Raw genomic sequence first — 19,682 nt, forward strand, 5'->3', positions numbered from 1 at the left:
ACGGCGCCTGCGCGGGACCCGCCCGCGGTTCGCCATGCCTTCATGGCGCCCGCGGCAACGAGGCCGGCGCGCCGGAACTCAGGCGTCGAGTCCCAGGTTGGCGCAGATCTGCGCCACCGCGTCGGCGTTGTTCAGGGTGTAGAAGTGCGCCCCCGGCGCGCCCTGCTCCAGCAGCCGCGCGGTCAGCCGCGTGACCACGTCGATGCCGAAGGCGCGGATGGACGCCTTGTCGTCGCCGAAGTCCTGCAGCCGCAGCCGCATCCAGCGCGGGATTTCCGCCCCGCACATGGACGAGAAGCGCGCCAGCTGGGTGTAGTTGGTCACCGGCATGATCCCCGGCGTGATGGGGATGTCCACCCCTTGCGCGCGCGCCCGGTCGACGAAATCGAAATAGGCGTCGGGATTGAAGAAATACTGGGTGATCGCGCCATTGGCCCCGGCGCGGACCTTGTCCACGAAATGCCGCAGGTCGGAGGCCGCGCTTTCGGCCTGGGGATGCATTTCGGGATAGGCGGCGACCTCGATGTGGAAGTGGTCGCCATAGTGCTCGCGCACGAAGCGCACCAGGTCGGCGGCGTGATGCAGTTCGCCCGTGTCGCCGCCCATGCCCGAAGGCAGGTCGCCGCGCAGGGTGACCAGGCGGCGGATGCCGCGCGCGCGGTAGTCGTCCAGGATGACGCGCAGATCGGCGCGCGCCGCGCCGATGCAGGACAGGTGCGGCGCCACGTCGACGCCCAGGTTCTGCAGCATCCGCACGGTGTCGACCGTGCCCGCGCGGGTGGAACCGCCCGCCCCGAAGGTCACGCTGACGTAGGCCGGCCGCAGGGCCGCCAGCCGCTTGGCGGAGCGCACCAGGCGTTCCTGGGCGGCGATGTCGCGCGGCGGAAAGAATTCCAGGCTGATCGTGGATGAAGAACCGTTCATGAGGCCAGCAGCCCCGCCAGCGCCGTGGACACGATGCTGTAGACGATCGCGCCGATCACCGCCCACCAGAAGCCATCCACCTGGAAGCCCTTCAGGATGGAGCCGGCGAACCAGAACACCAGGGCGTTGAGCACCAGCAGGAACAGGCCCAGCGTGACGATGGTCAGCGGCAGGGTCAGCAGGATCAGCAAGGGCTTGACCACGGCATTGAGCAGGCCCAGCACCAGCGCGGCGATCAGGGCCGAGCCGAACGAGGCCACGGTGATGCCGGGCAGGACATAGGCCACGATCAGCAGGGCCACGGCGTTCAGGATCCAGACGAGCAGCAGCATGATGGGACTCTCCTCAGTAGCGGTAGTGATCCGGCTTGAACGGGCCGGCGACCGGCACGCCGATGTAGTCGGCCTGCTTCTGCGTCAACTGCGTCAGGCGCACGCCCAGCTTCTTCAGGTGCAGGCGGGCGACCTTTTCGTCCAGGTGCTTGGGCAGCACGTAGACCTGGCCGGTCTTGTACTGGTCGCCGCGCGTGAACAGCTCGATCTGGGCGATGGTCTGGTTGGTGAAGGACGCCGACATCACGAAGGACGGGTGGCCGGTGGCGCAGCCCAGGTTCACCAGGCGGCCCTTGGCCAGCAGGATGACGCGCTTGCCGTCCGGGAAGATGATGTGGTCGACCTGGGGCTTGATTTCCTCCCATTGCAGGTCTTCCACCGAGGCGACGTTGATCTCGCTGTCGAAGTGGCCGATGTTGCAGACGATGGCCTGGTCCTTCATGCGGTACAGGTGGTCGCGGTCGATGACGTGGTAGTTGCCGGTGGCCGTGACGAAGAGGTCGGCCTGCTCGACCACGTCCGCGTCGTTCAGGTCCACGACCCGGTAGCCTTCCATCGACGCCTGCAGCGCGCAGATGGGATCGACTTCCGTCACCCACACCTGGGCGCGCAGGGCGGCCAGCGCCTGGGCGCAGCCCTTGCCCACGTCGCCAAAGCCGCAGACCACGGCGATCTTGCCCGCGACCATCACGTCGGTGGCGCGCTTGATGCCGTCCACCAGGGATTCGCGGCAACCGTACAGGTTGTCGAACTTGGACTTGGTGACCGAATCGTTGACGTTGATGGCGGGGATCTTCAGTTCGCCGCGCTGGGACATCTGGTACAGGCGGTGCACGCCGGTGGTGGTTTCCTCGGTCACGCCGCGGATCTGCGCCAGCCGCGTGGAATACCACTTCGGGTCGCGGGCCAGCTGCGCCTTGATGGCGGCGAACAGCACGCGTTCTTCTTCGTTGGTCGGGTTGGCGATCACGGAGGCGTCGCTTTCGGCGTTCGCGCCCAGGTGCAGCAGCAGGGTGGCGTCGCCGCCGTCGTCCAGGATCATGTTGGCCTGCTCGCCCGGCCAGTCGAAGATGCGGTGCGTGTATTGCCAGTAGTCCTCCAGGGATTCGCCCTTGACGGCGAACACCGGCGTGCCGCCCGCGGCGATGGCGGCGGCGGCGTGGTCCTGGGTGGAGAAAATGTTGCACGAGGCCCAGCGGACTTCCGCGCCCAGGGCCTTCAGCGTTTCGATCAGCACCGCCGTCTGGATGGTCATGTGCAGGCTGCCGGCGATGCGCGCGCCCTTCAGGGGCTGGGAAGCGGCGAATTCTTCCCGCGTGGCCATCAGGCCGGGCATTTCGGTTTCGGCGATGGCGATTTCGCGGCGGCCCCAGTCGGCCAGGGCGATGTCGGCGATGACGTAGTCGTGTGCAGTGCTCATGGTGATCCTGTAGAGCCTGCGCGCAGGGGCGGACGGCTGTGCCCACCCCCGCCCGCGCAGGGCAACGATGGGCGCCGTTCATGAAGAAGGATCCTGAGCCTGGCGGTCCGCACGCACACCCGCGCGCGGGTGGCGGGACCGGTGCAGCGCCCCTCAGGAAGGAGACGGCATTATATAACGGGACGCACCCCTCCCCTCCACGCCCCACGCGACCGGTTCGACTCTCTCGCAATCGACACTCAGAGCAAGGGTTTTCCCCTATGAAAACCCGTCCAAATCGGGCGTCCAAATTATTGACGATTTGCGTCAGATTTATGTAGACTAAAAAAATCAATCACATAGATCTGCTCTGTACCGTTTGCCTGGAGACAAAATCATGGTCATGTATTTCGATGCATTCGAGATCGGTCAGGAATTCACGACGCCCGCCCGAACCATCACTGAAGCCGATGTCGCAGCCTTTTCATCCTGGACCGGCGACGTCAACCCGATTCACACTGATGCCGTCTTCGCGTCCCAGTCCCGCTTCGGCCAACGCCTGGCACACGGCCTGCTGGGCATTTCCCATTGCATGGGCCTGATGTCCAGGATCAATATCTTCGAAGGCAGCGCCGTGGCCATGCTGGGCATCGACAACTGGCGCTTCCTCAAACCCCTGTTCATCAACGACACCATTCATGTCCGCATCCGCATCACGGAAAAGCGCCTGACGTCCAATGGCAAGCACGGCCTGATCGGCCGGCATTTTGATCTGATCAATCAAAACGGCGAAATCGTCCAGGCCGGCGAATCGAGCGTGATGGTCGCGCTCGGCCCGGAACCCGTGAAGTAAATACCCTCCAATCCACCAGATCGCCCGTCCTGTCGTCGGGCGGGCGATCTGGCGCGGGCGCCCATGAATCTCCAGAGGCGTCACACGTCATTGTGCAGACCGTGCCCCCGCGGCGCTCTGGGAAAGATATTCGGAGCATGACCCACTGGCTGCATTCTTGGCATCAAGACCTGTCAAAGCGCTGATCAAAATATGAACTACTGGGCCAACGTCGTAAACATCATCCTGATCTATTCCATATTGGGCATCAGTCTGAATCTCGTGCTCGGATTTTCAGGCATGATTTCAATGGCGCATGCCGTCTACTTTGGTATTGCGGCCTATACCGTTGCCTTGCTGACCACCGATCTGGGCATGGGATTCATGTTCGCCGCGGTCATTGCGATCGCACTGACGGGCCTTTTTGCCGCTATCACGGCATTCCCCGCGCTCCGTGTCCGCGACGAATATCTGATCCTGCTGACGCTCGCCCTGCAGATGATTGCCTCCGGCATTCTGGACGGATGGGTCAGCGTCACGGGCGGCCCCTCCGGCATCCCCGGCATTCCGCCCATCGAAATCGGCTCGCTGACGCTGTTCGACCCGACCCAGTTGCTCCCGGCACTGCTGCTCGTCACATTGGTCGTATTCCTCATTGCCTCCCGGATCACGCACTCGCCATTCGGGCGGGCGCTCAAGGCCATGCGGGAAAACGAATCCGCGGCCATCGCCGCCGGCAAGAACGTCATCTCCCTGAAGGTCATCGTCTTTGGCGTGTCGGGCGTGATCGCCGGCATCGCGGGCGCATTGTTTGCCAGCGCCCAGGGATTCATCGATCCCCTGAGCTTCAATCTGGACACGTCCATTCTGGCCATCGCACTGGTCGCACTCGGCGGCGCCGCCAACCTGTACGGCACGCTGGTCGGTGCCGTGCTGATTCTGGGCCTGCCAGAAGTGCTGACTTTCTTCGATATCGGCAGCACCGACGTCGTCAGCGCATCGCGCGGCATCATTTTCGGCCTGCTGCTCATGCTGTTCGCACGCTTTCGCCCGCAAGGCCTGGTGCCCGAGCGCTCGTTCAGCGAAACCTTGAAAGCGCAACCCGGCTCGACCGTCGCTTCGACACAGACATCCGGACCGGCCGCCGCGCGGCCGCCCGCCGGCCAGACACACGCCTCCCTCGAGGTGACCAATCTGAACAAATGGTTTGGCGGCATCGTCACCGCCAAAGACGTCAATCTGGTCCTGAAGCCCGGCCAGGTGACTGCCCTGATCGGCCCGAACGGCGCAGGCAAGACCACCATCTTCAATCTGCTGGCCGGCGTCATTCGCCCCAACAGCGGCCACATCACCGTCGGCGGCGTGGACATTACCGACATGCCGGCCTGGAAGCGGGTCTCCAAGGGTATTGGCCGCTCCTTCCAGGATGTGCGGATTTTCGAAAACATCTCGGTGATCGACAACGTGCTGGTCGCACTGCCCAATCAGCCTGGTGAAAACCTGTTCAAGCTGCTCTTCCAGCGCAAGGCCGTCCGCACAAACACGCACAACGATCATGCCTACGCTCGTCAATTGCTGGCACAGGTCGGACTGCAAGACAAGGCGCAGGATTCAGCCGGCGATCTGAGTTACGGCGAACAGAAACTGCTGGCCATCGCCCGCCTGGTGGCCACGGGCGCCGACATCCTGTTGTTCGACGAACCTGCCGCCGGTGTGGACGCCGTCTGGGCAGCCCGCATGATTGAAATCATCCGGTCGCTGGCCCAGTCCGGCAAGACCATCTGCCTGGTCGAGCACAACCTGAACGTCGTCAAGGAACTGGCCGACACCGTCTATTTCATGAATGTGGGGAACATCGTCACGAAGGGCACGCCTGACGAGATCATGCGCAACCCCGAACTGGCTGAACTTTATTTCGGCCAGGAAGCCATCAAAGACTGAGGCACCACAATGAGCGATCCTTTCCTGGTTTTATCGAACATCGAAGCCGGCTACGGAAAAAAACAGGTTCTGTTTGATGTTTCCCTGACCCTCGACAAAGGCGAAATCGTTTCGCTGATCGGGCACAACGGTGCCGGGAAAACCACGCTGCTGCGCACGATATTCGGCCATCTCGGCCCATCCCGCGGCACGGTCGTCATGGACGGCGCCACGATCAACAACTGGACCATGCCGGAACGGGTGCAACATCATCTGATGTACATCCCGCAGGAACAATTCGTCTTTGGCGACCTATCCGTGCAGGAAAACCTGGCGCTCGCCGGCTACCCCCTGCAAAGCCACCAGGACTACGAAAGACGCCTCACGGAATGTTTCGAGTTCCTGCCCATCCTGAAAGAACGCGGCAACCAGAAGGCCGGCACACTCAGCGGCGGCCAGCAACGGATTCTGACGCTCGGCATGATCATGATCGCCCAGCCCAAGATGCTGCTGCTGGATGAACCGTCCCTGGGTCTGGCACCCAGCCTGGTCGATCAGGCCATGGATCTCATGCAGGACATGGCCAAGCGGTTTGGCATGACGGTGTTGCTCGTCGAACAGAACGTCAAAAAAGCCTTTGCGGTTGCCGACACCGTGCACGTGCTGCGCGCGGGTCGCCTGATCGCACAACGCCCTGGCGGGGAACTGCCGCCCGATGACAACCTGTGGGATCTTTTCTAGGCCACACAAAACAACCCAGGAAATAATCTGCCGCTCGCAGATCCGGAGCATTTTCAATGAAATTCACGTTTGCAGACATCCTAGCCAGAACAGCACAATGGTCGCCCGACAAAACAGCATTTTCGATCGGTGGCGATTCGATCACCTACCAGGCGCTGCTGGAACGGTCCAGGCAGGTTGCCGCGCGCCTGACCAGCTACCCCGGCGAAAATGTCGGCATTCTGCTGCCGAACTCCATCGACTGGGTGGTCTGCCTGTTCGGCGCGGCGCTGGCCGGCAAGGTGGCCGTGCTGCTGAACACCCGGCTCACCACCCAGGAACTGGTCTACCAGATCGATCAGTCGGACACCACCGTGCTGATCACCAGCCTGCTGTACAAGCGTGATCCGGATGCATTGGTCACCGCCCTGCGACAGGAATGTCCCAACTGTCAGGATATCGTCTGGCAAGGGGACACCCAACCCGATCAAACCACCGGCATGCGGACCTGGCTGTCGCACACCGATGCCAATGCCGTCCTCCCGATGGTCGAGGAGTCCTCCCGGGCCGTCATCATCTACACATCCGGCACCACATCTTTGCCCAAAGGCGTCATGCTCAGCCATTACGCCGTCGTCGCCAACGCGCTCCTCGTGGGGCAGGCCTTTGGCGCCACCGAACAGGACAAGGTCTTCAGCGCAGGCCCCTTTGCCCACTCGGGCGGCTTGACGATGCATGTCATTTTGTCCGTCCTCTATGGAGCGACGGCCTATTCGGTCGCACACTTCAACCCGGCCGAAGTGCTCGACGTCATCGAAACCGAGCAATGCACCATCTACAACGGGATTGAAACGCTGTTCCTGCGCCTGCTGGATGCGCCAGGCTTCCACCGGGATCGGGTCAAGTCCATCCGCACAGGCTGGGCAACCGGCTCGCGCTCGGTGCTGCACCGGATCGCCGACGAAGTCGGCATGCCCGGGATCGTGTGCGTCTACGGCATCTCCGAAGCCGCCCCCAACGTCACGATTTCCCATCACCTGGAAACCGTCGAACACCGCCTGGATACCGTCGGCACGCCGCACCCCTGGATGCGGGCCGTCGTGCGCGACCCGCAAACGGGCCTGCCGGTTGCCGACGGCGAGGTCGGCGAACTGACCGTCAGCGGCTACAGCGTCATGCAAGGGTACTACAAGAACGCCGAAGAAACGGCCAAAGCCTTGCGCAATGGCTGGCTGTACACCGGCGACCTGGTCCGCAAACGGTCGGACGGCTATTTCGAATTTGCCGGCCGGTCAAAAGACATCATTCGTGTCGGTGGTGAAAACGTCTCCGCGCTGGAAGTGGAAGACGCGCTGCACCAGGTCTACGGCGTGGCGATTGCCGCCGTCATCCCCGCGGACGACGAGGTCTATGGCGAGGTCCCGCTCGCCGTGATTCAACCGGTCAACGGCATCGAACTGCAGGCCAGCGAAATCATGACGGCGCTCAGTCAGCAACTGGCCTCATACAAATTGCCGAAGCGCATCATTTTCCGCACCGACATGCCGCTGACGGACAGCGGCAAAGTCCAGAAACGGCAACTCCGGCAACTGCTCATGGAAAGCAACGCCTAAGTCCGCACTTGAAAACCTGAGCACACCCCATGTCATTCCGCCCTGCTCTGACCACGGACAGCGCAGGGTATTTCCCCCGCCGCTGATTACAACCCCAGGAGACAACAATGATTCCTTCAAAGAAACTGATTTCGGCATCCACTGGCGTACTGCTTGGCGTATCCGCCATGCTGGCCGCGCAATCGGCCTCGGCCGATGACAAGGTCATCCCCATCGGCACTGTTCTGGCCATGACGGGTTCTGGCGCCTACTACGGCAAGGTCATGACCCAGGGCGAACAGCTGGCGATTGACGAGATCAACAACAGCAAGGTGCTGGGCGACTACACGCTGGCCCTGCACACGGAGGACCACAAAAGTGGCGACTCCCGTGCCGCCAACAGCGGGGCCCGCAAACTGATCAATGTCGAAAAGACCAACCTCATCCTGAGTTCTTATGGCGGCATCACGCTTGCCATTCAGCCGCTCGCGGCCCAACAGAACGTCCTGCTGTTCAATGGCGGCGGCACCGCGTCCACCCTGGTCGGCAAGAAAAATCTCTACAACACGCGCATGGTGGCCAGCCAGCTGGCACCGCTGGCCGTGAAATGGGCGGTCGAGAACCTGAAAGCCAAGAAAATCGCGACCATCTATTACACCGACTCCTCGGGCACGGAAACCAATGACGCCGCCAAGGAAGCCTGCAAACAATTCCAGTGCGAGATCATCGACGAGGAACCCTACAAGCTGGGCGCCACCGATTTCAGTGTGCCGCTGGCGCGCGTGAAGGCTGCCAACCCCGACGTCATCATCGTGGGTTCGTGGGGTGCGGACGTCGGCCATATCGTCAAGCAAGCCAAAGAGCACGACATCCAGGCAAAGATCGTCGGTCTGGAACTGCTGAGCAACGAACTCAGCATCGCAGGCAAGAACATGGACGGTTATACCGCCATCTTTGACAGCTTTGATCCCGCAGCCGACAACCCGGCCACCCAGGCCTTTGTGAAGTCCTTCAAACAGGCCTACGGCAACGTGCCGGGCTACTACGAGGCCAACTATTACGAACTGGTCAAGTACATCATCGCCCCGCTGATTCAAAAGGCCATCGCCAACGGCGAGGACCCCACGAAGTCTGGCGTGCTCAACAGCCAGATGGAAAAACTGGTGGCTGAGAAATATCAGTTCGACAGTGTCTACGGGGGCACGCTGCAGCTCCACGAGAATGGTTCCATCACGAAGCCTGTCGGGGTTTACCAGGTCAAGGATGGCCAGGCAGTGAACATCGCTCACGTCGAAAACGGCAAATTCGTCATGACCCCCTGATCACCCTCCGTCCATCGACTGATCCAGTCCATCGAAGTCTCTGGAATTTCCCGGACACAGCCCCGGGAAATTCCAGGCAACACAAGCATTCCGCATTTCGTCCGACCTGCCTGGCACGCCGCAACACTCTGAGGAACTCATGGAACTTTTCTGGCAATTGCTCATTCACGGTCTGTTGACCGGCTGCCTGTACGCCTTGGTCGGCATCAGTTGGGGCTTGATCTACGCAACCTCCAAGGTTTTCCACTTTGCTCACGTCCTGACACTCCTTCTGTCCACCTATCTGGCAGTGATGGTCGTCAATCAACTGGGCACGTCCTACTGGATCGGCTTCATCATCGCCGCGGTGGTGGGCGGCATCTTCGGGGCGCTCTGCGAAGTGGTCGTGTACCGCCCCCTGCGTCGGCTGAATGCCACGCCCCTGAACATTTTCCTGGCCAGCCTGGGTTTGCTCGAGGCTGGCAAATACACCATGCAACTCATCTGGGGCGCCAACCCCATTGCCGTGCATGGAGCCCCCGCCCAGGCATTTCACCTGGGTCCGGTCAGCGTCACCCTGAACCATTTGCTGTGGCTTGCCTTCAGCATCGTCCTGATCGCCGGACTGCTGATCTGGCTGAACCGCTCACGCACCGGGCGCGCCATCCGCGCAGTCGCAACCAACCCCTATCTGTCCGCCTCCGTGGGCGTGTCCGCCAAATCGGTGTACGTCGCGGTCTTCATCATCGGTTCGGCCATGGCGGGCATCGCCGGGTACCTGCTGGCCCTGAGCCACACGGCCTCGCTGGGCATGGGCCTGATCCCCGTGCTGGCCGGTTTCACAGCCACATTCCTGGGCGGCGTCGGCAGCCTGCGCGGCACGATCCTGGGCGGCCTGATTCTGGGGCTGGCCGAACAAATGAGCGGTCTGTTCCTGTCTGGCGAATGGCAAACCGTGACCGCCTTCTCGGTGCTCGTCCTCGTCCTGATGCTGCGTCCCCAAGGCCTGTTCCAGCTCCGTCGATAACCCGGCATCGACCCCTCACATCATTCCCAGCCCCTGAGACGGGCTGACCTGTCGTCATTCTGCATCTGAGAGAAAAGCCATGGCCGCAATCGAGTCCACCGTGCATCGGACATCCGAAGATTTCAAGAAAAACAGACTTGCCATGGAGGCGCTTCTGGATCGTGTACGAAAGATCGAAAACGACACCCGGCAAGCCTCCGAAAGCTCTGGTCCGAAATTCGCCGCCCGCGGGCAGTTGCTGCCGACGGAACGCGTCGGGCTGCTGCTGGATCATGACAGCGATTTCCTGGAACTGGCCACGCTGGCCGGCTATGGCTATAAGCCCCTGGACCGGCACGGCAGGGAAGTCGCCGGTGGCGGATTGATTGCCGGGATCGGCACGATCTCCGGCACCCGCTGCATGATCTGCGCATCCGACTCCGGTATCGAAGCGGGCGCTTTTCAGCCCATGGGCCTGGAAAAGCTGCTGCGCATCCAGGAAATCGCCCTGGAAAACAAACTGCCCTTCGTCCAGCTCATCGAAAGCGGCGGCGGCAACCTGATGAACTACAAGGTCGAAAACTTCGTCATCGGCGGCGAAAAATACCGCAACCTGGCACGTCTGTCCGCGGCCGGCATCCCGGTCATTACGGTTGCTCATGGCTCGGCCACCGCTGGCGGCGCCTATCAGATCGGCCTGTCAGACTATGTCATCATGGTCGATGGCCACGCCAAGGCCTTTCTCGCCGGTCCGGCACTGCTCAAGGCCGCCACCGGTGAAGAAGCCAGCGAAGAAGAGCTGGGCGGCGCGCGGATGCACTGCTCGACCTCCGGGCTGGGCGACTATCTGGCCCACGACGACCGCGATGCCATCCGCATTGCACGCGAAGTGATCGCGCTGCTGGACTGGGAAAAGGACACCGCCGCGACCGGCACCGCCCCGGCGCCCCGCTACAGCGCCGAAGACCTGATGGGCATCATGCCGATCGACAACAACCGCGCGGTGGACATGCGCGAGATCATCGCGCGCATCGTCGACGATTCCGATTTCCATGATTTCGCCAGCCAATATGGTCGCGACACCATCTGCGGCAAAGCGCGCATCGACAATATTGCGGTCGGCATCATCACCAATAACGGCCCGATCGATCCCGCCGGCGCCGCCAAGGCCGCGCACTTCATCCAGGCCTGCTGCCAGTCCGGCACCCCGCTGCTGTATCTGAACAACACGACCGGATTCATGGTGGGGCGCAGCTACGAGCAATCCGGCAGCATCACCCACGGCTCCATGATGATCCAGGCGGTCTCCAATGCCAGCGTGCCGCAGATCACCCTGTTTTGCGGCGCCTCGTTCGGTGCCGGCCACTATGCCATGTGCGGCCGGGCTTTTTCACCCCGGTTCTGTTTTTCGTGGCCGAACGCCCGCTGCGCCGTCATGGGATCGGAACAGGCCGCCAACACCATGGAAATGGTGGCGCGCGCCAAGTCCGCCCGCAGCAACAAGCCCGTGGATGAAGAGAAGCTGAGCGAGCAGCGCGAAAAGATCATCCATAACTTTGAAAAACAGGCGGATGTATTCGCGACCAGCGCCCGCTTGCTGGATGACGGCGTGATCGACCCCCGGGACACGCGCGCCGTATTGGCCAAGGCATTGCATATCTGCCTTGATGCACAGACACGCACGACCCATCCGTTGTCGTTCTCCGTGCCCCATCCCTAAGGTTCATCGCCTCCCACATTTTGCGTCCAGTCTTATGCCAACACTTACTCCCTTCAAAAAAATCCTCATCGCGAATCGTTCAGAGATTGCACTGCGCATCATCCGGACCGCCCGCAGCATGGGTATGGCGACCGTCGCAATCTATTCCGCGGCCGACCGTGGCGCCCAGCATGTCCAGGAAGCCGACGAGGCGGTGTTCATTGGCGAATCCGAGCCCGCCGCTTCGTACCTGAACATCGACAAGGTCATCGAGGCCGCATTGGCCAGCGGTGCCGATGCGGTCCATCCGGGTTATGGCTTCCTGGCTGAGAACAAGGCATTCGCGGCGGCCTGCATTGCCCATGGTCTGGTCTTCATCGGCCCGTCGCCCGAGGTGATCGAATCCATGGGCGACAAGGCTCATGCCAAACAGCTCATGCGCGATGCCGGCGTGCCCTGCATTCCCGGCTACGACGGCGAGCAACAGGCGCCCGACGCCTTGCAGGCCGAGGCCGATCGCATCGGCTACCCGGTGATGATCAAAGCCACGGCCGGCGGTGGTGGCCGCGGCATGCGTCTGGTGGCTTCCGGCGACCAGTTCCGCAACGCGCTCGCGTCCGCCCAATCCGAGGCGCAGGCTTCGTTCGGCAACAGCCATGTCCTGCTCGAACGCGCGATCCAGCACCCCCGGCACATCGAAATCCAGATCCTGGCCGACCGCCACGGCAACGCCGTCCACCTGGGAGAGCGCGATTGTTCGGTGCAACGCCGGCATCAGAAAATCATCGAAGAGGCCCCGGCGCCCAACCTCGACCCGGCCACGCGCAATGCCATGGGACAGGCCGCCGTCCAGGCCGCTCGATCCATCGGCTACGAAGGCGTCGGCACGCTGGAGTTCCTGCTGGATACCGACGGGTCGTTCTACTTCATGGAAATGAATACCCGCCTGCAGGTGGAACATTCCGTCACCGAGGAAATCACCGGTCTGGATCTGGTCGGGCAGCAGATCCTCGCCGCCCAGGGATATCCGCTCGCGCTGACCCAGGACGCGATCCAGCTGCAAGGCCATGCCATCGAGGTCCGGCTGTGCGCAGAAGATGCCGATCAGGACTTCATGCCCCAAAGCGGCCGGGCCGCATTCTGGCACCCTCCCCGGCAGGCCCGGGTGGAATGCGCGATTCGGTCCGGCGATTCCATTTCGCCGTACTACGACTCCATGTTCGCCAAAATCATCACGCATGGCCCGGATCGCCAGGCCGCACTGTCACGCATGCGGCAAGCCCTGGACGATACCGTCATGTTCGGGCTGAAGACCAATCTGCCACTGCTCCATCGGTGCCTGAACCATCCGGACTGGATCCAAGGAGGCGTCAGCACCCGGTTCGTCGGCGACAACAAGGACAGCCTGGTCGTGCCGGCTGTGGCCCGACACGAACCCCTGGCCATTGCGGCCGCATTCAAGTGTCATCAGCCGCACGCCACGCGACTGCGCCGCGGCCTGCCGGCACTGGTCCAGCTGTCCGACCGGACACAGGATGCCGCCACCCAAGTCAAGGTCACGTGGAGCAGCAACCAGGACTATGACGTCGTGCTGGACGGCGGCACCTATGCCCTCACCATCCTGAGCGCTGACGGCGCAGCGGCCCGCATCGCCATCAATGGCAAAGAATACAAGGTCTGGCGGCACCAGGAAGGCCCCCAGTCGTATCTGCGATGGAATGGCCAGGACTATGCCTTCGTCGACAAGACCCGGGAAGCCCACAAAACACAGGATGCCGCCTCGGACGGGCTCATCCGGGCCGCATCGAGCTGCAAGATCGCTGCCGTCGCAGCCACACCCGGCATGACCGTCCGGCAGGGCGACCTCATCCTCACCACCGAGGCCATGAAGACCGAATACCAGCACCTGGCTCCCTTTGATGGCACGGTACGTGAAATCCCCGTACAAAAAGGCGATCAGGTCTCCGAGGGCGACGTGCTCGCCATGCTCGACCCGGCCTGATTCGCGGCATGCCCATTGGTCCATATTCCACGCACAGGTTCAGCCATGGATGAATTGAACATCGAAAAACAGGACGGCGTCTGGGTTCTCAAGATGAACCGGCCGACCAAGCACAACGCCCTCAATACCGCCCTGACGCAACAACTGCTGCAGACGCTCCAGGATGCCGATGCGACCAGCGAGTGCCGCGCCATCGTGCTGACGGGCACTGGCCCCTCGTTTTGCGCCGGCGCGGATACGTCCGAATTCAGGGGTTTTCAGGACGACAGGGGGGGCGCACTGCGACGCGCCGATCTGACGACGAGCGTACACAAGAGCTTCTCCAGGCTGGCCAAGCCGGTCGTCGCGGCCGTGCATGGCAACGCTCTGGGCGGCGGTGCCGGACTGGCGATTGCCTGCGACATGGTCATCGCCGAATCCAGCACCCGGTTCGGCTATCCGGAACTCAAGCACGGCATCTGCCCCGCCATCGTGATGGCGAATCTGACCAGGCAGCTTGCGCCGAAAAAGGCCTTTGAACTGGTCTCGACCGGGCGCCTGTTGAACGGCCAGGACATGGTGGACTGGGGGCTGGCCAACCAATGTGCCACGGGGCGGGACCAGGTCCTGCAACTGGCCCTGGACGTGGCCGCGCAGTGGGCAGCGTATTCGGTGTACGCCGTCAGCGCCACGAAACGCCTGTTCCACCGCTGTGCCGACCTCGGTCTCATGGAAGGCCTGGCATGCGGCCACGACACCAACGTGATGATGCGTTCGTTCCCCCGCGACTGACGCCTGCCATTTGACAAAGGAATTGCGCATGACTCAGTTCTCCGCCGACAGCGCGGCTGTCACTCTCTGCGAATGCTTCTGCCGGGACGGCCTGCAGCACGAACCGACGATCCTGGGCACCGGGACCAAGATTCAGCTCATCGATCGGCTCTCCACGATCGGCTTTAAACGCATCGAAGCCACGTCGTATTCAAACCCCGCGGTCATTCCACAATTTTCCGACGCCTCGGCGGTGCTGAAGGGCATCACGCGCCACGAGGGCATTTACTATAAGGCCACCTGCCCCAATCCCCGTGCCGTGCAACGCGCCGTCGCCGATCTGGAACAGGGATTTGGAGCCAACGAGATCAGCGTCCTGATCTCGGCCAGCGACTCCCATTCGCAAAAAAATCTCAAGCGCAGCCGCGCCGACCAATGGGACAACATCCGCCAGATGGTCGAATCCAGTGGCGGCCGCTTCCGCATCATCGGCACCATCTCCGTGGCGTTTGGATGCCCGTTCGAGGGCGCCGTCCCCATGGCGCGCGTCGTCGAGGATGCGCAGCGATTCCAGGAACTCGGCATCCAATATGTGACCCTGGGCGACACCACCGGCATGGCGACCCCGGCAACGACCCGGCGCCTGTTCACGGAAATCATGCGCGGCACCTCTGAGGTCACGCCCATCGCCCATTTCCACAATTCCCGCAACACCGCGCTGCTGAACTATGTGGCGGCCTACGAAGCGGGTGTCCGCTACTTCGACTGCGCCCTGGGCGGGGTCGGCGGCCACCCCCACCAGATCAAATACGGGGGGGGCTATACCGGCAATGCCTGCACGGAAGACCTGGTGGGCCTGTTCGAAAGCATGGGCATCCCGACGGGCATCGACAAAGACGGCCTGCTGCAGGTCAGCCGGCAATGCGAAGAAATTCTGGGCCGCCAGCTCGACAGCCATATCGCCCGGACGGGGTGGAACCCGCTGACCGCCGCATAAAGGAAGCATCGTGAGCCAGGCAAGCCATAAAGTATTGATCGCAGGCGCTTCGGGCGTCATCGGGCAGGCCACCTTGAGCCGGTTCGAACAGGCAGGATGGGATCTGGTGGCCCTGTCCCGACGCCCCCCCCGGATCACCCGCCCGGATCAGGTCACGCACCTGGCCGTCGATCTGACCGATTCCCGGGCCTGTGCGGACGCCATCGCCGCGCACCCGGACATCACGCACCTGGCATACTGCGCGGTCCAGGAAAGCGACGACCTGCGACGCGGCTGGAAAAACCCCGAGCAGATGCAGACCAATGCCCGCATGCTGCGCAATCTGGTCGAACCCTTGCTGCAGGCGGGCGGCCTGCGCCATGTCTCGCTGCTGCAGGGCACGAAGGCCTATGGCGCACATCTGCACCCCATCCCCATCGCCGCCCGGGAAAGCCTGCCGCGCGACCCGCATCCAAACTTCTACTGGCTGCAGGAAGACTACATCCGCGAAGTCTGTGCGGGGAAGGACCTCCACTTCACGATTTTTCGGCCACAAGTCGTCTTTGGCGACGTCATCGGGGTAGCCATGAATCTGATCCCGGTGATTGGCGCCTATGCCGCACTGCGCAAAGCAGAAGGCCGGCCCTTTTCTTTTCCAGGCGGTCCGGACTATTTGCTCGAGGCCGTCGATGCGCGCCTGGTGGCCGACGCACTGCTTTGGGCGGCCGAGGCGCCCACCGCCGCCGATGAGATCTTCAATATCGCCAACGGGGATCTGTTCACCTGGAGCAGCATCTGGCCCGAACTGGCCGCCATCCTGGAAGCCGATAGGGGCGAACCGGAACCGTGCGCGCTGGCACGCTGGTTCCCGGAACAGGCGCAGGCATGGGAACGGCTGGCCCGCACACACCACCTGCGATGCGCGGACCTGTCGAAACTGACCGGCCAGTCGCATCACTATGCAGATTTCTGCTTCGGATACGGAGCCAAGACCGCCATCCCCCCCGCCCTGGTCAGCACGATCAAGCTGCGCCAGGCCGGATTTCAGGGCTGCATCGGGACGCAGGAAATGTTCCGCCACGCCTTCACGTCCATGCGCGATTTGGGGTATCTGCCCTGATGCCCCTGTCAAACGGTGGGGGACATGCCCCCTTCGGCTGATACATACGGGTCGGACTCCCGTCCGTCCCGCCGGTCCGCAAGCCCGGCATTGACCCGAATGCCCAGCAGAACGGTATCCACGATATTTTCGATATACGCATCCAGCCGGCTGGCGAATTGTTCGCGCAGATGCTCCGGCGTGTTGCGCACGTGGTTGGAGACCGCTCCGGCCACCAGGTCGGCGATCAGCGCCACCGACGTATCCCGGGGTAATTCACCGCGCTCGATGCCTCTGCGGATGATCAGGCGGGTGCTGCGGACATATTCCGGATAGGGCTCCTGGTACAGCGCCTTGCGCAAGTCCGGGTAAAAACGCGCATCGACCATCAAACGATAGATCAGCACGCCTTCGTCCGTTTCCATGTGCGCATGCCAACGGTGGGCAAACTCGATCAGGTCCGAACGGATATCCCCATTGTCGATGCCGGAAATCACACAGGCACGTGACCGGACCAGCTCGATGAGCATGTGCGCCTTGTTGCGCCAGCGTAAATACAGAGAGCCTTTTCCGACACGCGCGCGCTTGGAGACCTCGTCAAAATTGAAGCCTGACCAACCTCGTTTTGCATACAAGGAGCAGGCCGCGTCAAAGACTCTCTGCTCCAGCGTGTTGTCTCGGGGCCGACCAACACCTCGTGCCATACCTACTCTCCGTTCGTGCACCGTCCGGCAGCGGGGCTCATGAAAAAACGTTTCGCTGCCGGGCCACGGGCCGAGCCTCAGGCGGCGGCCTTCAGGACCTGGACCTTGTCGGTCGCTTCCCAGCTGAATTCCGGTTCGCTGCGGCCGAAATGGCCGTAGGCGGCGGACTTGGAATAGATGGGCCGCAGCAGGTCGAGCATGTTGATGATGCCCTTGGGACGCAGGTCGAAGTGCTCGCGCACCAGGCGCGCGATCTGTTCGTCGGGGATCACACCCGTGCCTTCGGTGTAGACCGTGATGTTGATGGGTTCGGCCACGCCGATGGCGTAACTGACCTGCACCTGGCACTGGCGCGCCAGACCGGCGGCGACGATGTTCTTGGCCACGTAGCGCGCCGCGTAGGCGGCGGAACGGTCGACCTTGGACGGGTCCTTGCCGGAGAACGCGCCGCCGCCGTGCGGGCAGGCGCCGCCGTAGGTGTCAACGATGATCTTGCGGCCCGTCAGGCCGCAGTCGCCCTGCGGGCCGCCGATGACGAACTTGCCGGTGGGATTGATCAGGAACTTGGTCCTGTCCGTGAGCAGGCCGTCGGCGAAGACCGGGCGGATGATGTGCTCGATGGCGGCGTCGCGGATCTCGGCCTGGGAAATGTCGGGATGGTGCTGGGTGGACAGCACCACGGTGTCGACCTCGGCCGGCTTGCCGTCGATGTAGCGGAAGGTGACCTGGGATTTCGCGTCCGGGCGCAGCCAGGGCAGGCGGCCGTCCTTGCGCAGTTCGGCCTGGCGCTGCACGATGCGGTGCGAATACCAGATCGGCGCGGGCATCAGGTCGGGGGTTTCGTCGCAGGCGTAGCCGAACATCAGGCCCTGGTCGCCGGCGCCCTGGTTCAGGATTTCCTCCGGCGTGCGGTCCACGCCCTGGGCGATGTCGGGGGACTGCTTGTCGTAGGCGACCAGCACCGCGCAGCCCTTGTAGTCGATGCCGTATTCGGTGTTGTCGTAGCCGATGCGGCGGATCGTGTCGCGCGCGACCTGGATGTAGTCGACGTTGGCGCGCGAGGTGATCTCGCCGGCCAGCACGACCAGGCCGGTGTTGCAGAGGGTTTCGGCGGCGACGCGGGAATTCGGGTCTTGTTCGAGCAGCGCGTCGAGGATGGCGTCGGAAATCTGGTCGGCGACCTTGTCGGGGTGGCCTTCGGAGACGGATTCGGAGGTAAAGAGAAAATCGTTGTTTGCCACAGCGATGCGTCCTGTAAAAACGCCGGGTTCGCCGGCGCGAGGTTGAACGAAACGCGTTGCACCTCTTCAGGATATCGGGGCGCGACGCTTTAGCGGAAATGAGCCCGGCAAGGCTGCGCGCCGGGTGACCGCTCCGCAAGTTGTCGGTTAACTCAGCGATCCCCGCCATTTTAAGCGAAAATGGAACCCGTCCGAAAGAAAGCATATTCCCCGATGTGGTGTTTGCACGGCCCGCTCATCCGCGCGGACCGGGCGGCGCATCGGGACAGACCGCCCCGCCATTTTTCATGCCGCTGTTCCTCGTCCGCCTGCTGGCCGCGCTGCCCCTGTCCTGGCTCCAGGCCGTCGGCCGGCTGCTCGGCACCGCCGTCTACCTGTTTCCCGGCCGCTACCGCCGCCGCCTGCGGGCCAACGCCGCCCAGGCGGGCTATGCCGACCCGGCCTTCGCCCGCCGCGCGGCCGCCGAATCCGGCGCCATGATCCTGGAAATCCCCAAGGTCTGGTGGCGCACCCCGCAATGCCTGGCCCTGACGGGCGGCGACCAGGAGTCCGTGGTGCGCGAGGCCCTGGCCGAGGGCCGGGGCGTGCTCTACCTGACGCCCCACCTGGGCTGCTTCGAGATCACCGCCCGCCACCTGACGCAATACGGGCCGCTGACGGTGATGTTCCGCCCTTCGCGCAGCCCGCTGCTGGACCCCATCGTCGAATCCGCGCGCGACATGCGCAACCTGCGCGCCGTGCCGGCCAACCGCAACGGCGTGCGCGAATTCGTGCGCGCCCTCAAGCGCGGCGAGGCCGTGGGCATGCTGCCCGACCAGGTGCCGCGCGAAGGCGACGGCGTGTGGCTGCCCTTCTTCGGCCGGCCCGCCCTGACCATGACCCTGGCCGCGCGCCTGGCTCTGCAGACGGGCGTAGCCGTGATCCTGACGGCCGGCGAGCGCCTGCCGCGCGGGCGCGGCTGGCGCATCCACTACCTGCGCCTGCCCGAACCGCTGCCCGGCGACCCGACCGCGCTGGCCGCCGCGATCAACCAGGCGATGGAAACCCTGATCCGGCGCTTCCCCGAGCAATACCTGTGGAGCTACAACCGCTACAAGATCCCGGACGACGCCCCGCCCCTGCCCGACGACTCCGCTCAGGCGACCCATCGGCCGTCCTGAGCGCTGGCCTCGCCGCCCTTCCCCG

At 63.2% G+C, this 19,682-nt stretch carries 17 protein-coding genes and 1 riboswitch; of the genes, 12 read left to right on the top strand and 5 right to left on the bottom strand.

The window, feature by feature from the left end; genetic code table 11:
* Nucleotides 1-78: 78 nt before the first annotated feature.
* Genes metF through ahcY form a run of 3 tightly spaced genes read right to left on the bottom strand, consistent with a single transcriptional unit; the run spans nucleotide 79 to nucleotide 2,676 of the window.
* Nucleotides 79-924 carry a methylenetetrahydrofolate reductase [NAD(P)H] gene (metF, locus tag ACFO27_RS04055; protein WP_376816120.1) on the bottom strand — a complete coding sequence of 282 codons (846 nt, stop codon included), beginning with the start codon at nucleotides 922-924 and terminating at the stop codon, nucleotides 79-81.
* Nucleotides 921-1,259, bottom strand: coding sequence for a phage holin family protein (locus tag ACFO27_RS04060; RefSeq protein ID WP_376816406.1), 339 nt, complete (start codon nucleotides 1,257-1,259; stop codon nucleotides 921-923). The genes metF and ACFO27_RS04060 overlap by 4 nt, the downstream gene beginning before the upstream one ends.
* A gap of 10 nt (nucleotides 1,260-1,269) precedes the next feature.
* Nucleotides 1,270-2,676, bottom strand: a complete 1,407-nt coding sequence (ahcY, locus tag ACFO27_RS04065; RefSeq protein ID WP_376816121.1) for an adenosylhomocysteinase — start codon at nucleotides 2,674-2,676, stop codon at nucleotides 1,270-1,272.
* A gap of 62 nt (nucleotides 2,677-2,738) precedes the next feature.
* Nucleotides 2,739-2,837, bottom strand: a riboswitch (S-adenosyl-L-homocysteine riboswitch).
* Nucleotides 2,838-3,058: 221 nt separating this feature from the next.
* Here ahcY and ACFO27_RS04070 point away from each other — a divergent pair.
* The 11 genes from ACFO27_RS04070 (at nucleotide 3,059) to ACFO27_RS04120 (ending at nucleotide 16,573) form a co-directional block, all read left to right on the top strand.
* On the top strand, nucleotides 3,059-3,508 hold the full coding sequence (locus tag ACFO27_RS04070; protein WP_376816122.1) for a MaoC/PaaZ C-terminal domain-containing protein: 450 nt from the start codon (nucleotides 3,059-3,061) through the stop codon (nucleotides 3,506-3,508).
* A gap of 192 nt (nucleotides 3,509-3,700) precedes the next feature.
* Nucleotides 3,701-5,428 carry a branched-chain amino acid ABC transporter ATP-binding protein/permease gene (locus ACFO27_RS04075; RefSeq protein ID WP_376816123.1) on the top strand — a complete coding sequence of 576 codons (1,728 nt, stop codon included), beginning with the start codon at nucleotides 3,701-3,703 and terminating at the stop codon, nucleotides 5,426-5,428.
* A 9-nt stretch (nucleotides 5,429-5,437) separates the two neighbouring features.
* Nucleotides 5,438-6,148: an ABC transporter ATP-binding protein gene (locus ACFO27_RS04080; protein WP_376816124.1), complete on the top strand. Its 711-nt coding sequence runs from the start codon at nucleotides 5,438-5,440 to the stop codon at nucleotides 6,146-6,148.
* 56 nt (nucleotides 6,149-6,204) lie between these two features.
* Nucleotides 6,205-7,740: a class I adenylate-forming enzyme family protein gene (locus tag ACFO27_RS04085; protein WP_376816125.1), complete on the top strand. Its 1,536-nt coding sequence runs from the start codon at nucleotides 6,205-6,207 to the stop codon at nucleotides 7,738-7,740.
* Nucleotides 7,741-7,847: 107 nt separating this feature from the next.
* Nucleotides 7,848-9,041: an ABC transporter substrate-binding protein gene (locus tag ACFO27_RS04090; protein ID WP_376816126.1), complete on the top strand. Its 1,194-nt coding sequence runs from the start codon at nucleotides 7,848-7,850 to the stop codon at nucleotides 9,039-9,041.
* Nucleotides 9,042-9,180: 139 nt separating this feature from the next.
* A complete protein-coding gene (locus ACFO27_RS04095) occupies nucleotides 9,181-10,047 on the top strand; it encodes a branched-chain amino acid ABC transporter permease (RefSeq protein WP_376816127.1) in 867 nt (288 codons plus the stop codon).
* Between the two features lie 79 nt (nucleotides 10,048-10,126).
* Nucleotides 10,127-11,746, top strand: a complete 1,620-nt coding sequence (locus tag ACFO27_RS04100; protein ID WP_376816128.1) for an acyl-CoA carboxylase subunit beta — start codon at nucleotides 10,127-10,129, stop codon at nucleotides 11,744-11,746.
* Between the two features lie 34 nt (nucleotides 11,747-11,780).
* Nucleotides 11,781-13,727, top strand: coding sequence for an acetyl/propionyl/methylcrotonyl-CoA carboxylase subunit alpha (locus tag ACFO27_RS04105; protein WP_376816129.1), 1,947 nt, complete (start codon nucleotides 11,781-11,783; stop codon nucleotides 13,725-13,727).
* A gap of 45 nt (nucleotides 13,728-13,772) precedes the next feature.
* The gene (locus ACFO27_RS04110) at nucleotides 13,773-14,498 is read left to right on the top strand and encodes an enoyl-CoA hydratase/isomerase family protein (RefSeq protein ID WP_376816130.1); all 726 of its coding nucleotides are present in this window, start codon (nucleotides 13,773-13,775) and stop codon (nucleotides 14,496-14,498) included.
* Between the two features lie 28 nt (nucleotides 14,499-14,526).
* On the top strand, nucleotides 14,527-15,474 hold the full coding sequence (locus tag ACFO27_RS04115; RefSeq protein ID WP_376816131.1) for a hydroxymethylglutaryl-CoA lyase: 948 nt from the start codon (nucleotides 14,527-14,529) through the stop codon (nucleotides 15,472-15,474).
* Between the two features lie 10 nt (nucleotides 15,475-15,484).
* Complete coding sequence (locus ACFO27_RS04120; protein ID WP_376816132.1) at nucleotides 15,485-16,573, top strand: SDR family oxidoreductase; 1,089 nt, start codon at nucleotides 15,485-15,487, stop codon at nucleotides 16,571-16,573.
* A gap of 8 nt (nucleotides 16,574-16,581) precedes the next feature.
* Here ACFO27_RS04120 and ACFO27_RS04125 read toward each other — a convergent pair whose 3' ends face one another.
* Complete coding sequence (locus ACFO27_RS04125) at nucleotides 16,582-17,256, bottom strand: TetR/AcrR family transcriptional regulator (protein WP_376816133.1); 675 nt, start codon at nucleotides 17,254-17,256, stop codon at nucleotides 16,582-16,584.
* Nucleotides 17,257-17,333: 77 nt separating this feature from the next.
* Nucleotides 17,334-18,497, bottom strand: a complete 1,164-nt coding sequence (gene metK, locus ACFO27_RS04130) for a methionine adenosyltransferase (RefSeq protein ID WP_323030188.1) — start codon at nucleotides 18,495-18,497, stop codon at nucleotides 17,334-17,336.
* A gap of 287 nt (nucleotides 18,498-18,784) precedes the next feature.
* On the opposite strand from metK, the gene ACFO27_RS04135 reads away from it, so the two are divergent.
* Nucleotides 18,785-19,657 carry a lysophospholipid acyltransferase family protein gene (locus ACFO27_RS04135; RefSeq protein WP_376816134.1) on the top strand — a complete coding sequence of 291 codons (873 nt, stop codon included), beginning with the start codon at nucleotides 18,785-18,787 and terminating at the stop codon, nucleotides 19,655-19,657.
* Nucleotides 19,658-19,682: the final 25 nt, after the last annotated feature.

The organism is Castellaniella denitrificans (assembly GCF_042653765.1).
Lineage (GTDB): Bacteria > Pseudomonadota > Gammaproteobacteria > Burkholderiales > Burkholderiaceae_B > Castellaniella > Castellaniella denitrificans.

Excerpts from the sequence above, each read along its gene's own strand:
- metF (WP_376816120.1), bottom strand. The coding sequence starts at position 924 with ATGAACGGTTCTTCATCCACGATCAGCCTGGAATTCTTTCCGCCGCGC.
- ahcY (WP_376816121.1), bottom strand. The coding sequence starts at position 2,676 with ATGAGCACTGCACACGACTACGTCATCGCCGACATCGCCCTGGCCGAC.
- ACFO27_RS04070 (WP_376816122.1), top strand. The coding sequence starts at position 3,059 with ATGTATTTCGATGCATTCGAGATCGGTCAGGAATTCACGACGCCCGCC.
- ACFO27_RS04075 (WP_376816123.1), top strand. The coding sequence starts at position 3,701 with ATGAACTACTGGGCCAACGTCGTAAACATCATCCTGATCTATTCCATA.
- ACFO27_RS04080 (WP_376816124.1), top strand. The coding sequence starts at position 5,438 with ATGAGCGATCCTTTCCTGGTTTTATCGAACATCGAAGCCGGCTACGGA.
- ACFO27_RS04085 (WP_376816125.1), top strand. The coding sequence starts at position 6,205 with ATGAAATTCACGTTTGCAGACATCCTAGCCAGAACAGCACAATGGTCG.
- ACFO27_RS04090 (WP_376816126.1), top strand. The coding sequence starts at position 7,848 with ATGATTCCTTCAAAGAAACTGATTTCGGCATCCACTGGCGTACTGCTT.
- ACFO27_RS04095 (WP_376816127.1), top strand. The coding sequence starts at position 9,181 with ATGGAACTTTTCTGGCAATTGCTCATTCACGGTCTGTTGACCGGCTGC.
- ACFO27_RS04100 (WP_376816128.1), top strand. The coding sequence starts at position 10,127 with ATGGCCGCAATCGAGTCCACCGTGCATCGGACATCCGAAGATTTCAAG.
- ACFO27_RS04105 (WP_376816129.1), top strand. The coding sequence starts at position 11,781 with ATGCCAACACTTACTCCCTTCAAAAAAATCCTCATCGCGAATCGTTCA.
- ACFO27_RS04110 (WP_376816130.1), top strand. The coding sequence starts at position 13,773 with ATGGATGAATTGAACATCGAAAAACAGGACGGCGTCTGGGTTCTCAAG.
- ACFO27_RS04115 (WP_376816131.1), top strand. The coding sequence starts at position 14,527 with ATGACTCAGTTCTCCGCCGACAGCGCGGCTGTCACTCTCTGCGAATGC.
- ACFO27_RS04125 (WP_376816133.1), bottom strand. The coding sequence starts at position 17,256 with ATGGCACGAGGTGTTGGTCGGCCCCGAGACAACACGCTGGAGCAGAGA.
- ACFO27_RS04135 (WP_376816134.1), top strand. The coding sequence starts at position 18,785 with ATGCCGCTGTTCCTCGTCCGCCTGCTGGCCGCGCTGCCCCTGTCCTGG.